Raw genomic sequence first — 15,888 nt, forward strand, 5'->3', positions numbered from 1 at the left:
ATAAACTACCAAATGTGCAAGTTTTATTCACCTTGAGAATCTATGTCATCAACTTCCCTTTATGTCATCCCTGCTTTGGTGCGGGATCTAGAATATCTAAAGCACCCTTCCTGTCTATTTCTTTAGATTCCTGCTTTCGCAGGAATGACATCGTTTTATCGTATATGTCAACCCTGCCTACAATGTTCACCCCTATCCACCACAATGTCACTCCTGCTTCGGTGCGGGGTCTAAAAAAGTCTAACAAACCCTCTCGGTCTATTTTTCTAGATTCCGCACCGAAGCAGGAATGACATAGACCTTTCGCAGGGATGACATATATGCAGGGATTGCATGAACTTCGTCCATATATGACATTGACCATTACTAAAAACTTGAACAGTTGGTAATAAACTAGTTTTCAATAGTTTTTTCTACATTGACTATGATAATGGGTGATTTATTTATCTCATGTTTCAATGTTTTACGAATAGCCGACCTTACAGCATTTTCAATCTGTTCATTGAGAATGCTACCTTTTGATTTTCTCTGAATTTCTATTGTTTCAGTAATATCATCTTTAATCATATTAATTAGTTGTGCATCATCGTCAGGGTCAAGAAGACCCGGCATAGATAAAATAGGGTTGCAACTAAGTCTACCATTTTTATTTATTACCAAACTTGCCACTACTATACCAGCATCACGCATACGTCTACGAGTTCTAAAAATTGATGATTCCGCTGGTAAAAGATAATTGCCGTCAACAGCTAAATAGCCTGTTGTTACCTTGGATAAAATATGAGGGTTATGAGGATCAAGTAATAATAAGCTACCATTTTCTACCTCAATAGCGTGTTTTATACCATTTTTACGAGCTAATTTTGTTTGCTCATGTATATGTACCGGCTCACCATGCACTGGTACACAAATCTGGGGTCTAATTAGGGAGTACATGTGTTTGAGTTCGTCAATTGATGGATGTCCAGAAACATGTACAAAGTGATCTCGTTCAGTTATCACTTCAACTCCTGACCTTACAAAAATATTAAACATACGGAAAATTTTCTTTTCATTGCCAGGAATAATTTTTGAAGAAAATATAATTGTATCTTTAGGAGCTAACTTTATACTATGGTGACTATTATTTGCCATTTTTGCAGTAGCTGCTAGAGGTTCACCTTGACATCCAGTAGCAATAACTAAAAGTTCTTGCCTTTTAAATCTTGCTATATCTCGTTCATCGATCAAAGGGGCAATATCTTTCATATAACCACTTTCCTGTGCTGCAAGCAAAATTCTATGCAAACTTCTTCCCGATAGGACTACTTTTCTTTTTGCCATCTGACCTGCGTGAATTAGAGTCTCAAGACGAGCCAAATTTGAGGCAAAAGTTGTTACCACGACCATTTGAGGACAACCTGCTATAATATCTACTAAACTTTTACGCACTTCTCCTTCTGAGCCAGAAGTTCCTGCATTAAATACATTAGTTGAGTCACAGACCAAAGCTAAAACCCCTTCATCACCGCAAGATTTTAGTAGATTTTCATCAGCTTTCTTACCAAGTACCGGATCATCATCAAATTTCCAGTCTCCAGTATGAAGAATATTGCCAGCTTCTGTACGTATCATAATTGCTTGCATTTCTGGAGCTGAATGGGTTAATGGTATCATTTCTAGTTGGAATGGATCAAGATTTATTTTTGCCGAAGGTTTTACTTCATGAATTTTTATAGTTTTAGCAAAATCATATTCTGCTAATCTAAGTTTTAGAAAATTGGCTGTAAAGGTAGTGGCATATATTGGGCATTCTAGACTGCTCCACAAATATTGGATTGCTCCTAGATGGTCTTCATGAGCGTGAGTTAACACTAAAGCCAACAAATCTTTTTTGTGTTTTTTAATAAAGCTAATATCAGCAATTATCATATCAACACCTGGTAAATATTCATCGGGAAAACCACTACCGCAATCAACCATCAACCATTTTCCTTGATAATGATATAGATTGACATTTATGCCTATTTCATTTGCACCACCAAGTGGTAAAAATAGTAAATCATTTTTATGGTTTTTAATGTTGAATGGCATATTAACTTCTATATTATGTAGGGTTTGAGTATACTTTTATAACTTATTTTTGGCTTGTAGTCTATGATTAATACTAATTTAGTTTATACTAGTATATTCACCTTTGGTATAGTTTTATTATTAACTATACTATTTCCTAATTTGGATATAGATTTCTCAAAATTATTCTACGACAGCAATAATGGATTTATCTATCGTAACAATAATATTGTACAATTATTATTTGAAGTTATTCCAATATTAAGTAAACTACTGACTATAGTAATATTATTATACCTATTTTACTTAATTGTTAAGTACAAAACTTTTAATAGGCTTATTATTTCAGGGGGCTTTTATATAATTTTATCTACAGCAATAGGTCCTGGACTACTAGTAAATTATATATTTAAAGAAAATTTTGGTAGGGCTCGTCCGCTGCAGATTAAAGAGTTTAATGGTACAAAAAATTTTACTAGAGCCTTCTCAATCTCTAATGAATGTTTACATAATTGTTCATTTTCATCAGGCCATGCAGCTATGGGGTATAGCTTAACTAGTCTTGCTTATGTTGCTCCTTTGATATTTTTCTCAAGAATTTACAGTGTCACATTGATTTTTGGTACATTAGTTGGGCTAAGTCGTATATTAATGGGAGGACATTTTTTAAGTGATGTACTGGCTTCTTGTGTTGTTATATTAACAATTAATCATTTATTGTATTTATGTTGGCAAAAACTAAAATTAATTTAAATAAAATTGCGATTGTTTATAATAGTTCTACAAAATCATTAGAACTAGTTAGACAACTTGAACTAGTTTATAAGTTTTGTAAGGTAGATGAAGCAGAAATAATTGTTGTAGTTGGAGGGGATGGAGAATTACTACATGCGATACACCGTTATATGCATCTTGATGTTTCTTTTTATGGAATTAATTCTGGTAATATTGGGTTTTTAATGAATCCAGTTATTGTTGAAAAGTTAATGGATAATTTACAAGAATCTATAATTTCTCATTTATACCCTTTAAAAATGCAAGCAGAAAGCATAGACAATAAAATTTATACTGCCCTAGCTATTAATGAAGTATCAATATTTCGTAAAACCAACCAAGCTGCTAAATTTAGGATCGAAATTGATCAAGTTGAGCGTATGAGTGAATTAGTAGCCGATGGGGCAATGGTTGCAACCCCAGCTGGTAGTAGTGCGTATAACTTATCTGCTGGAGGTCCTATTTTGCCACTTGAGTCAAACGTATTATGCCTAACACCAATTTGTCCTTTCCGTCCAAGACGCTGGCATGGTGCGTTACTACCATTTTCTACTACTATAAAGTTTGAAATCTTAGAAAGTAATAAAAGACCAGTAAATGCAGCTGCAGATTTTCAAGAGTTTGATAATATTAAGTCAGTATTAATTAAATCTGTAAAAAACAAGAAGATAAAGTTACTATTTGATAAAAAAAATAGCCTTGAAAATCGAATTATTAAGGAGCAATTTAATGAGTAATAGGGCAAACTCATAGTACACGTCAGTTTGGGATAAGATATAGATGAAATAGTAATAGATAAAAGGATTGTCAAAAAGGAGTGCCTGCAGTATTTATATTTTTAAACAAAAAAACAAACTACAGGCATGAAAAAAGATATCACAGAATTATATAGTTTTATAGATGATTTTTGTAAAATTTATTTGGAGTATGAACAGAGAAAGTTATTACCATCAAATAAGCAGAGAAATCGCTGTTGTAGCATGAGTTTAAGTGAAATGTTAACAATAATAATTATGTTTCATACATCCTATGCTAAGAATTTTAAATTTTTCTATAAAAGTTATATAGAGTGCATGCATAAGGATGATTTCCCTAAAGCCTTGAGTTATAATAGATTTGTTGAATTAATGGCACGATTACTCATACCGCTAAATATGTTGATTCATTTGTTGTTTGGTGAGGAAACAGGTATTTATTTTATTGACTCTACAACGATTAAAGCTTGTCACAATAAAAGGCGTTATAGCAATAAAGTTTTTAAAGGATTAGCCAAACATAGTAAATCCTCTATGGGGTATTTTTATGGTTTTAAATTACATGTAACAATCAATAATAAAGGGGAGTTTATGGCATTAAAAGTGACCAAAGGCAATGTAGATGATAGGATTCCAGTACCGGTTAACAAAAAGATTAACTGGAATTATAGCAGCTGATAAAGGTTATATTAAGCAAAATTTGTTCTTAAATTTATATGAAAGAGGCTTAAAAATGATTCATGGAATTAAGAAGAATATGGAAAATAAATTAATGGATTTGAAAGAAAAAATCTTACTTCGAAAGCGTAACTTAATTGAAACAGTTTTTGATTATCTAAAAAATAAAATGAACCTTGAACATACTAGACATAGATCACCAATAAATGCCTTTGTCCATATATTATCTACTCTTGTTGCTTATTCATTAAAGAAAAATAAACCTTCAACAAAATTTGATTTTAATCTACATGTTCTCAATATCCTTATCCCGAATTGACGTAGTACCCTACATTTTTCTATAATCGTTATCGCGAGGCATCTTTAGCTTACTATTACCCACAAAATAACAATGGTGAAAAAGAAGTAAAAATAATATACTGATTTGCAATTAAAATATTACATTGTAAAGGTATAGTATGAGTCAAGAAATAATAAATAATTATTTGACCGAGGAATTTAGTGGAGCTATTTTGGGTGATAAAAGGCTGACAAATAGGTTAATAAAGATAGCTGATAATTTTGCAAATATACCTGAAAGCTCAATTAATCAAGCATGTGGAAATTGGGCAGAAACAAAAGCAGCATATCGTTTTTTTAAAAACGATAATGTTAAGGAATCAAAAATATTAGAAGCCCATATTGCTAAAGCAGTAGAAAGAATCAAAGAGCATGATAAAGTTCTTGTTATACAAGATACTAGTTATATCACATATACTAGTCATAAAAAAACTACTGGATTGGGTGTGTTATCAAGAAAAGAGGGAAAGAATGTTAAAAATATTGAATGTAAAGGTCTGATAATGCATACTGCCTTTGCGGTTGCTACCAATGGATTAGCACTTGGGTTGTTGGATCAAAAGATTCACAATAGACCAGCAGTGCCTGAAGAAATACAACAGTTAAAAAAAACTAGTCATGGTAATGCGGTACATATTAAAGATAAAGAAAGTATGAAGTGGCTTAATGCATTACAGAACACTATTAATGCAACGAATAATAGTAATACCCAAATTATAACTGTTTGTGATAGAGAAGCTGATATATATGATTTTTTTGAATTGGCACAAGCTCAGAAATCTAAAGTTTTAGTTAGAGCTGCACAGGATAGAGAAATAAATAAAAAGTCAAAATATTCCAAAAAAGATAGACAATATTTGTGGAAGGTAGTATCGGGTTTCCAGTGTGCTGGAGAAATAGCAGTTAAAGATACTAGTCAAGAAAATAAAGCTAATAGGATTAGACATTTGGAAGTTAGATTTGGAAAATTTATAATGAATCCTCCTGTAAACAATGTAAGACATAAAACAGAAACATTGCCAAATTTACCAGTATATGCCATCAATGTTATTGAGCGTCGTCCCCCTAGTGGAACAACACCATTAGAATGGATGTTACTAACCAATATAGTTATCAATAATTTTGAAGAAGCTATAGAGAAAGTAAGATGGTATTGTTTAAGATGGAGAATTGAAATTTTTCATAAAATTTTAAAATCTGGATTTAGGGTTGAACAATGTAGACTTGCAACAGGAGAAAGATTAATAAAATACTTGACAATCATGAGCATAATTGCTTGGAGAATTTTTTTTATTACTTTAATTGGCAGAACTAATCCTAATCTACCATGTAGTGTAATATTAGCTGAAGAAGAATGGCGAGTTTTGTATGTAAAGATACACAAAGCAGCTCCCCCTAATAATACAATTCCTACAATAAAAAATGCTATAATATGGGTTGCTAAATTGGGTGGGTATTTAGCAAGAAAAAATGATCTAGAGCCTGGTCCTATTGTATTGTGGAGAGGATGGCAACGGTTATTTGATCTAGTTCAAGGTTATCAATTAGCTAACTCTAATATTTGTGGGTAATAGTAAGGCATCTTTAGATGCCGTGGCGATCTAGGTAAACAGCGAAGCTGTTTTTTCTAGTACGCTTCGCGTATCCTAGATTGCCGCGTCACCGCTTTCAGCGACTCCTCGCTAATAGACGATCAGCAGCCATTTTAATAGTGGTTATATAAAAAATATAGGGTACTATGGGGCAAACTATACCTATCTTTAACCTGAGTTCTATATATTCTTTAATTACACCACGTCTTTGCTTTCCTAAGAAAACCTCAATTCGATGTAAGACATCGGTTTAATAGCCTAGGGTGTCATCCCTGTACCCTCGGATGTCATCGAACTCAGGTTACAATATTAAAAATGTGTAGAAAACTTTAGATGAAAAATTTGCTTTTCATCACAAGGTCTCTTTTTAATTGGCCAAGCCCAATCCATTCTGATAGGGGCAAAGCGAGTGACCCATATAAACCCCACCCCAACAGAAGCACGAAGTGACTTATCATTATAAAAACTATCAGATTTATAAATACTTTTAGAATTTAATCCTACACCCCACAGGCTACCAGCATCCATAAAAACAGCTCCAGTCAAATTAAAATCTTCTGGTAAACCAGTTGGAAAGTTGAGTTCTGTTGAAAATGTATAATATTTTTCTCCGCCAAGACCTTCATTTGTTGTTTTTTCTCTAGGACCTATTCCACTAGCAGCAAATCCTCTAAGGCTATAATCACCCAAATTAAACCGATCAGAAATTCTTACAGTTTTACCTCCTACACCCATAATATCACCGACACTACTTGAAAGTTTTAAAGTGAGTTTATTATTGACAAAAGATTTAAAATATTTACCGTCTAGTTCATGTTTTAAATATTTATTATTACCCCCAACACCAGCAAATTCCTGAGTGCCGCTAATAACATAACCATTTTTAGGAATAATCCTACTATCAAGCTGATCATAAGTGATAGTATGTCCGATGGCGGATGTGATAAATTTTCCCATCTGTTCAGTTAAGAATATAGAACTTGAATTGCCTGGAGAGCTTAATACATCTCTCTTAATAGTATAGTCAATTTCATGACTTAAGTCTTCCGCAATATCATAACCAAGAGAAGTTTTGAGTCCTATAGATTTTAACGTATAATTTTGATCTACTTGTGAAAGAAATGAAGTCCCACGACCGCTATAATTATTGAAAACATTAAAACCTAGCGATAAATCTTTATCAAGAAAATGAGGTTCGGTTATGCCACCATAGTAACTAATACTCTTTTTTCCTACTTGTACTCCAGCATTTAATACTTTTCCAGTACCAATAAAATTGCGTTCTAAAAATGATATACGTCCAAATGGTCCTCCCGCTGTGTTATAGCCAGCATCAAAACTAATTGAAGATGTTGATTTTTCCTCAACATCAATATTAATATCATATTTGTCTTTTCGTGTTGTTGGTGTAACACTAATAAGTACTTTTTCAAAATAATCCAAATTGCGTAAATTCTGATTACCTTTTTCTATATAAGAACGGTTAAATATATCTCCTTCAGAAATTTTAAATTCTCGTCTAATAACTTTATCTTCAGTTTTTAGATTATTCGTAATATTAATTTGATTAATAAATACTTTTTCTGCCTTATCTATAACGAATTTAATATCGGCAGTATGATTAGGGTTTTTACTACTTATATCAGGGTAAACATTAATTCCTGGATAACCTTTACTTGCAAAATGTGAAGAGATTTTATTTGCTATTTTATTCAAACTATTAATATTAAATGTATCACCCGACTTAACATTAATATATTTTTTAATTTCATTTATGTCAATATTAGGTAATTTATTGTCAATAGTAATGTTGCCAAAATTATATTTTGCCCCTTCTTCAATAGAGTAAGTGATGGTAAAATATTCTTTGGTTGGATTGAGTTCTGCTGTAACAGAAATAACACGAAAATCGGCAAATCCTACTGACTGATAGAATTCCTTTAACAATTCTTTATCATACTCTAAGCGGTCTGGATCGTAGGTATCATTTGTTTCTAAAAAGTTAAACCATTTTGACTGTTTTGTTAGGATAACAGATTGTAGTTCTGTACTACGGTAATTATTATTTCCACTGAAATAGATTTGTTTAACAGTTGTTTTAGGTCCTTCTGCAATATCAAAAGTAACTTTTACTCTGTCATTCTCAAGCCTCTCAATTTTTGGCGTTACGGTTGTAGAGAAACGACCTGAACGTTTGTAGAGTTCTTTAATTTTTTCCACATCTAGTTGGATTGATGCTAAACTCATTGATTCACCAGACCTGGTAAGCAATTCTTTCGATAATGAAGATGTTTTGATTTTAGAATTACCTGTAAACACTATTTTAGTAATAAACGGAGTTTCTAATACAGTAACTATCAAATTGCCACCATTGACTAGTGTAATACTTATATTTTCAAACAAAGACGTTGAGTAAAGATTTTTGATTGCTTCATCTCCTTTGGATGAAGTATATTCTTCTCCTACTTGAAGCTTTAAGTAATTTTCAATAGTCGAGTTTTCGATTATTTTATTACCTTGAATAGTTATTTTTTTAATATACTCAGCCGATAAAGCTGATGTATTATATAAAACAGTTGTTGCCAAAATAGCTAGTTTAATAGTTGATTTGACGTTTGTTTTCACAAGAACCTTCTTTTGTTTGGTTTTATAAGTCATACTGAACAGGAATAAATTACCTATTTCTACTAGGCCAAGAAATAAATCTCGGTTAACTTAATTATTTAAAATACTAAGTTTTTTATATCATTTGACAGGGAAATTACAATAAGAAAAATAATTATCCCCATACCTAGTCTTAGTATAACATTTTTTATTGCCCCACTAAGTGTTTTTCCAAAAATTATTTGATATATTATGAACATTAAATGTCCACCATCAAGAACTGGAATCGGTAACAAATTAAGTAAACCTAGATTAATTGATATCATGGCTACAAATAGTGCAAAATTTGCTACCCCTTGTTCTAAAGATTTCCCTGACTCCTTAGCAATAGCAATTGGTCCTCCCATCTCATTTAAAGATCTTGTACCCATCAGCATTTGTCCAAAGTTTCTTAAAATTAAGTTGGAAATATAAATAACATCTTTTGATCCTTGATAGATACTTTGAAAAATATTCATTTTTATAAAAATAGGTTCATTCTTAGCAATAACTCCTATATAAGGTCTTTTTATCTCAGGTTGATTATCCAGTTTTTGACTAATCTCCTTTGGAGTTATAACAATATCAATAATCTCATCATGCCTTTCAACTAAAAGATTGATGGGTTTAGTTCCGCTCATGAATATATTTCTCTGTAAATCGACAAAACTATTAATTTTATTAGTGCCAATCATAATAACTTTATCATTTTCTCTAAGCCCAGCTAATTCAGCGGGTGAATTAGCCACCACTTCACCAATTATAGGAGGTATCTCTACTTGGTCATGAAAACAATAAATAGTTGTGAATATGATGATGGCTAACAAGTAATTAGCTATAGGTCCAGCAGCTATAATTAAGAATTGAACCCATAGAGGCTTGCTAAGAAAAGCTAGAGGTCTATTATCTTGGATATTTTTAAGTGTTGCAGAGTCAAATCCATAAATTTTAACGTAACCACCGAAGGGTAGGGTACAAATTTTCCATTTTACGCCATCTTTGTCTATTTTAGAGAAGAGTTCCTTACCAAAACCTATCGAGAATTCCTCAACCTTTACTCCAAATATTTTAGCTATGTAATAATGACCAAACTCATGAATAAAGACTAATAAGTTGATTGTTAGAATAAATCCGAATATTGATAACATACAACTCATTATTTTTTAAATAGGTTTACTAAATTATGCTTTTTTGCTATAGCTAATAGATTAAATATGTTACCAATAGATCAAAGTTTTTATGACCTCAACCAAGATTAGTACCAAAACGATAGCACGTATTGCTGCGGTGCAGGCAATTTATCAGTATAAACCGGAGAGTCCTGATCAAAACATAGACCGGATTATGCAGCAAATTGTTCAATTCTATCAAGATGAACGAGTAGCTAATGATTTAACAACCAATTTCAATAAACCAATAAAAGTGAAGTTAAGTATAAGTTATTTTGAATTGTTAGTAAAGTCTGTAGTTGTAAATTTACCTCAAATTGATAAGATGATATCAAGGCATTTGACATCGGAATGGCAAATTACCAGCTTATCTATTCTGCTTCTTGCTCTCTTGCGTGTGGCAATTTGTGAATTACAATTTCTTCCAAATGTTCCAAGTAAAGTGGTAATTAATGAATTCACCGACATTACAAGTGATATGTTGAATGAGAACGAAGTTGGTTTTGTTAATTCTGTATTGGATAGAATTGCTAAAAAATCTAGCGAGATCATGTGTCATGACATCTAATATATTAGGGTTTAGAGGTAAATTTGTTGCCATTAAAACTACAAAAAAGCGTAAAAATTCGTCAAAACAGTGGCTCTCGCGTCAATTAAATGATCCATATGTTTCTAAAGCAAAGCTTGATGGTTATAGATCTAGGTCAGCTTATAAGTTGCTGGAAATCCATGAAAAATTTAATCTGTTAAAACCAGGGATGAAATTAGTCGATTTAGGTGCTGCACCAGGTGGATGGAGTCAAGTAGCTAGCAAAATTATTAAATCTGATGAGTCAAGTGGTAATAATAGCACGATAATTGCAGTTGATTTGCTTGATATCGAACCAATTATTGGTGTACATTGCTTACAAAAAGACTTTTATGCTGAAGATACCAAAGAGATTATTATAAAGATGCTTGATGGTAGTGCTGATGTGGTAATGAGTGATATGGCTGCTAACACGACGGGTCATGCAACAACTGACCATATTCGGACTCTTGACTTATGTGAGCATGCGATTGACTTTGCCTTAAAAATTTTAAGGCCGGGGGGGCATTTTATTGCTAAAATTTTTCGAGGTGGTACGGAGAATAATGTGCTAAACAGAGTTAAACTTAATTTTCATAAGGTCAAGCATTTTAAACCATCTTCTAGTCGTAAAGAGTCAGTAGAGGTTTATTTAATCGCTTTAAGTAGGAAATCTGTATAACTTTCGTTTAAAAAAATACCAAGAATAATAAAGTACAAAAGTTCCAACAACACTATATGTAGAAAATAGAAAACCCTGCCCATCATAGAGTCCATGGGATATATAAGAAGATAAAGCTCCAGAATAAATACCAATAGCACACATAGTGAAATATATTGCCAGTGCGGTTCTCAAATCTTGTGCTTCAAATTTACCGGATAATATTAATATATTACAAATAAAAATAGCACATAAACATACACCAATTATAGAAAGGAGATAGATGTTACCTATTAAAGTGACTCCATAATATGGTAAAAGAATAAAACTGGCTAGGAGGATAATTATCAATATTAAGTTCGCAAGATATTTATTGATTATTTTTAATGATAAAATAACAGGTGATATCAAGAAAAATATACTTATAAGAGTATAATGAGTAATAGTGTCTATCTTTGATACAGGAAAGTTTTTCTCTAAGGCAAATTCTTCATAATACCACAATATATCGAAAGTAATATAAGATACCATAAAGCCTGTTAGGACCTGTAATTCTATATTCTCAATTAAGAATGAAAATCTAGAAACTAAAGTTGTATTTTTATTAATATTCTCTCTTTGTAAGCAAGTTATAATAATGAAGCTATAAAGTAATGTGCATAATAATAACCCATTTATAGCTGATTCTAGAAATACAGTTAGTAAATCAACGGTAAACTGTCCAGCTATCCATAACAAAGAAAAGATAATAAGAGCAGAATATTTATAATATTTATAGTTATTGGTTAACTCTACTATTTTGATGATAGTTGTGGTTATGTAAGTGTAGTAGGCAGATGCCATTACAATAAAATTGATTTTAAGAAGGGTGTAATCCTTAATCATAATTAGGTTTAACATGCCTATTATAAGTAAGATTAAGCTAACAATAGTAGTTTTGTTATCGCTGATTTTGTTAATTAATGGGGTTAAGAATAAACCGGCTATTATATAACCTAACATTTCGATTGATTCGATATGGTCTAGTTGCTCCCCTGATAAGCCTTTACTTAGCAGAAAACTTGGCATTATAAGTGCATTGATGTAAGTGATACATGCAAAAAGAAATACGCTAAAAAACAATAGCAAAACTGTTTTTAAATGATTATTTTGGGTCATAAATAATTGTTTGCTAAACTAGATTACATCGTATATAAATTTGTTAGTTGAGAGGCGTTTAAGAGGTTTTTATATAACCAGTACATTATATCACTCATTATGATTTGTCTAATTAATTTATTATTTTGACCATTAATAAAATATTATATAACCAAGTAGGTATAATTAGTTCTCGATGTCATCCCCGCTTCGCTGCAGAATCCAAAAAACAGCCTGAATGACTGTTAGGTATCATGGATTTTCGCTTTTAGCTAGGAATGCCATCACCCCTGATTGGGATGCTACCTAGATTGGTTAAGTTGACACCGATACGTCTATGGATCACTAGTATGTCATTCCCGCACAGGTAGCGGAATCTATAATATATAAAACCTTTGCAGGTTATTTTTTGGATTCCCGCCTTTAGCTAGGAATGACATCGTTTTTGATCCTGTAAGTACCATAGTAGTATTATGTTATATCGAATTTAGGTTAAGTAGAGTTTTTTAGTTATTTGTTAGGTTAATGTACTTGTTAAATGTTTTCTCATAAAAACTTAATATTAAGTTTTAAATTTGTTATAATATTCTCTAATATTGCTAATTTACGGAGCTTAGAGATATACCTAGAAATTTACGAGTAAAAAATTAATGAGTAAAAAAATTATAGTTGATGCTAACTTCCCTAATGAAACAAGGGTGGTTTTACTGAATCATAGTAACAATATCGAGGATATTGAATATGAAACAGCCATAAAACAACAAATCAAAGGTAATATATATCTTGCAAAAGTTATAAGAGTTGAGCCAGCGTTGCAGGCTGCCTTTATAGATTATGGTCCGGACAAAAGCGGATTTTTACCTTTCAATGAAATTCATCCATATTATTATAATATACCAGTATCTGACCTTAAATCTTTGACTTCTATAAATAAATTACAAGAAATTTCTCTTTTAGATATTACCCAAGATGATTTTGTAGAATCTGAAACAAAGAGGGATTATAATCCGATAATAGATAGTGAAGAAATTGATTTAAATGCCATAGAAAGATTAGTGGACGAAAAAATTCAGGTGGAATTTAATTTGGATGTCCTAGATAATGACATTGAAACAATAAGTGTAGACAAAAGTGATAGAGAAGAAGACAATAAACAAAAGCAATACAAAATTCAAGAAGTAATAAAAAAAGGACAAGTTATGCTTGTTCAAGTTACAAAGGAGGAAAGAGCTAATAAAGGTGCATCATTTACAACCTTTATATCTCTTGCGGGAAAGTATTGCGTTCTGATGGCTAATACTCCATTGCAGAATGGTGTATCGCGTAAGATATCCAATGCTGATGAGCGAAAAAGGCTTAAGAATATAGTCAGTAACATAACTGCAAATAATAACAGTAGTGGGTCAAGTATCATAATTCGTACAGCTGGTGCTGGCTGTACTACTTTAGACATAAAAAGAGATTATGATTATTTAGCAAGATTATGGAATAAAATTAGGGAGAGTACTCTTAAATCTGTAGCTCCCTGTTTTATACATGAAGAAGATGGTCTAATTCAAAAAGTCATAAGAGATATGTGTGATCATACTGTTAAAGAGTTGATAATACAAGGTAGTGGGGCTTATCAAAATGCTGTGAAATTCATGAAGGATATATTACCTATTGATTTGGCTAAGCTCAAAGAATACAAAAATAAGGTGCCAATTTTTACAAAATTTGCTGTTGAGGAACAACTAGCAAAACTATACCAACCAGTTTTTGCTTTACCTTCTGGTGGTTATATAGTGATAAATCCAACAGAAGCACTTATTTCAATTGATGTTAATTCAGGAAAAGCAACTTCTGAAAAAAATATTGAAGAAACGGCATTAAAGACCAACTTAGAAGCTGCTAGAGAAATTGCTAGGCAAATTAAATTAAGAGATTTATCAGGCTTAGTGGTTATTGATTTTATCGATATGTATGAGGCTAGAAATCGTAGGATTGTCGAGAGGTCTTTTAAGGAATTTCTAAGTAGAGATCGTGCAAGAATTCAAACTGCTCATATTAGCCAATTTGGTTTGCTTGAGATGTCTCGTCAAAGATTAAGACCATCATTTTTGGAATCAAATTCATCGATTTGTTCATATTGTAACGGTAAGGGTCTTGTTAGGGCAGATGAATCAAATGCTATGTTGATTCTACGTACGGTAGAAAATGAGATTTTTAATGAAAATATTGATTTAGTAAATATTTTTGCTAATATTCATTCAGTTATCTATTTACTGAATAATAAACGGTCAGAAATATCTCTAATTGAAGAAAAATATAATTTAAAGTTAAAATTCCACGTTGATCCTTCTGCCACTTCTGATAATTATTCAATTGAAAAAATAAAATTGCCGAAGAAATCTAGCCATATAGAAGCTGGTAATAAGCCATTAATTCAGAATCAGTCCTCTAATTATCAAGAAGAAAAGAGTACTAAAGAGACTCCTGCTCCTAACAAGAAGAAGCAAAAATGGAAAATACCTGATAAATTAGAAACTAGTAGTGAATCAAATAAAGGTATAGAAAAAATTGATAAAGAGGTAATTGATTCTATTCAAGAAACTAATAAACCAGTAGTGGTAAATGAATCGGATAACAGAGATAATGACCTTGACACCAATAAGTCAAACCGTAAATATATTGAGAAAAAATCAAATTATTCTCGCCCCTCTAGAGTACGTAACTATAATAAACGTAAGGTAGATGACAATGATAGTGGACAATCTCAGGAGGTAGCTAATAGTTGAAAATGGTAAATATGATATGGTACGTTCAAATTTATTATTAGCTCTTGCTTACTTATTTTTATGTACCTCTTGTAGTTTAAAACCTGTATATAGTAATAAATATAGCACGCAGGAATTAAGCCAATTAAGTAGCATTGAAATTGAGCCAATAGCATCTATTGAAGGTGCAGAATTTTGTTACTATTTATCGAGTATTTTACCAAGGTCTACAACAGCCACAACAAAATATTTATTAAAGGTAAAATTTACCAACAAAACTTTACCACTTATTCTTCAAAAGAATTCTGATGTGTTAAGAGAAACAGTCAGTCAAACTATTCAATATAGGTTAGTTGATATTGTTACTAATCGAGAAGTGACAACAGGAACATTTAGTCATATAACCTCTTATAGTACAGCTTCTTTACCATATCATAGCTATATAGATGAAGAGGTAGCATTGAAAGATCTTACAAAACAAGGGGCAGATGAGATCCTAGCAAGATTAATTTTATATTTTAAGAGAGTGCCTACGAACTGAATAATTTTTGAGGAATTTTTAGGAAAAATGTAGCTGAGTATACTGCTCGTAAATGAAGAGTTGGTAGACGAAGATCAAAATCAACAAGTGCTAGGAGTGTCCAAGCCGAGGAGCACAGCGTACATTAGTACGTGAGTACCGCAGGTCTTGGACAACGACAACGCAATTATTGATTTTCATCGAGTATACCGCAGCATACTTATATGTATGTGAGGAACGGAAG

The 15,888-nt window shown here is 31.9% G+C and carries 11 protein-coding genes and 1 pseudogene; 8 read left to right on the top strand and 4 right to left on the bottom strand.

Annotation, left to right across the window (positions count from 1 at the left end; translation table 11 throughout):
• Positions 1-393: 393 nt before the first annotated feature.
• Complete coding sequence (locus AAGD29_RS00950) at positions 394-2,073, bottom strand: ribonuclease J (protein WP_341758164.1); 1,680 nt, start codon at positions 2,071-2,073, stop codon at positions 394-396.
• A gap of 63 nt (positions 2,074-2,136) precedes the next feature.
• On the opposite strand from AAGD29_RS00950, the gene AAGD29_RS00955 reads away from it, so the two are divergent.
• From AAGD29_RS00955 to AAGD29_RS00970, 4 genes and pseudogenes are all read left to right on the top strand, one after another.
• The gene (locus AAGD29_RS00955; protein ID WP_341758165.1) at positions 2,137-2,805 is read left to right on the top strand and encodes a phosphatase PAP2 family protein; all 669 of its coding nucleotides are present in this window, start codon (positions 2,137-2,139) and stop codon (positions 2,803-2,805) included.
• Positions 2,796-3,563, top strand: coding sequence for an NAD kinase (locus tag AAGD29_RS00960; RefSeq protein WP_341758809.1), 768 nt, complete (start codon positions 2,796-2,798; stop codon positions 3,561-3,563). The genes AAGD29_RS00955 and AAGD29_RS00960 overlap by 10 nt, the downstream gene beginning before the upstream one ends.
• A 276-nt stretch (positions 3,564-3,839) precedes the next feature.
• Positions 3,840-4,449: pseudogene (locus AAGD29_RS00965) on the top strand (IS982 family transposase); the annotation flags it as partial.
• A gap of 268 nt (positions 4,450-4,717) precedes the next feature.
• Entirely contained in the window at positions 4,718-6,169 is a 1,452-nt protein-coding gene (locus AAGD29_RS00970; protein ID WP_341757292.1) for an IS4 family transposase, read from the top strand.
• Between the two features lie 330 nt (positions 6,170-6,499).
• Here the strand turns inward: AAGD29_RS00970 and bamA are convergent, their stop codons facing one another.
• Positions 6,500-8,848, bottom strand: coding sequence for an outer membrane protein assembly factor BamA (gene bamA / locus AAGD29_RS00975; RefSeq protein WP_341758166.1), 2,349 nt, complete (start codon positions 8,846-8,848; stop codon positions 6,500-6,502).
• A gap of 65 nt (positions 8,849-8,913) precedes the next feature.
• Entirely contained in the window at positions 8,914-9,981 is a 1,068-nt protein-coding gene (gene rseP / locus AAGD29_RS00980; RefSeq protein WP_341758167.1) for an RIP metalloprotease RseP, read from the bottom strand.
• A gap of 91 nt (positions 9,982-10,072) precedes the next feature.
• Here rseP and nusB point away from each other — a divergent pair, with 91 nt between their 5' ends.
• Positions 10,073-10,570: a transcription antitermination factor NusB gene (gene nusB / locus AAGD29_RS00985; RefSeq protein ID WP_341758168.1), complete on the top strand. Its 498-nt coding sequence runs from the start codon at positions 10,073-10,075 to the stop codon at positions 10,568-10,570.
• A complete protein-coding gene (locus tag AAGD29_RS00990; RefSeq protein WP_341758169.1) occupies positions 10,560-11,252 on the top strand; it encodes an RlmE family RNA methyltransferase in 693 nt (230 codons plus the stop codon). Before nusB ends, AAGD29_RS00990 begins: the two co-directional genes overlap by 11 nt.
• Here AAGD29_RS00990 and AAGD29_RS00995 read toward each other — a convergent pair.
• A complete protein-coding gene (locus AAGD29_RS00995) occupies positions 11,232-12,389 on the bottom strand; it encodes a hypothetical protein (RefSeq protein WP_341758170.1) in 1,158 nt (385 codons plus the stop codon). The two genes, AAGD29_RS00990 and AAGD29_RS00995, sit on opposite strands and share 21 nt — an antisense overlap.
• 629 nt (positions 12,390-13,018) lie before the next feature.
• Here AAGD29_RS00995 and AAGD29_RS01000 point away from each other — a divergent pair.
• Both AAGD29_RS01000 and AAGD29_RS01005 read left to right on the top strand, forming a co-directional pair.
• Positions 13,019-15,145 carry an Rne/Rng family ribonuclease gene (locus tag AAGD29_RS01000; protein WP_341758171.1) on the top strand — a complete coding sequence of 709 codons (2,127 nt, stop codon included), beginning with the start codon at positions 13,019-13,021 and terminating at the stop codon, positions 15,143-15,145.
• A 16-nt stretch (positions 15,146-15,161) separates the two neighbouring features.
• Complete coding sequence (locus AAGD29_RS01005; protein ID WP_341758172.1) at positions 15,162-15,665, top strand: hypothetical protein; 504 nt, start codon at positions 15,162-15,164, stop codon at positions 15,663-15,665.
• Positions 15,666-15,888 lie beyond the last annotated feature (223 nt).

Source organism: Candidatus Tisiphia endosymbiont of Ditula angustiorana, assembly GCF_964026425.1.
In the GTDB taxonomy this organism is placed as follows: Bacteria; Pseudomonadota; Alphaproteobacteria; order Rickettsiales; family Rickettsiaceae; genus Tisiphia.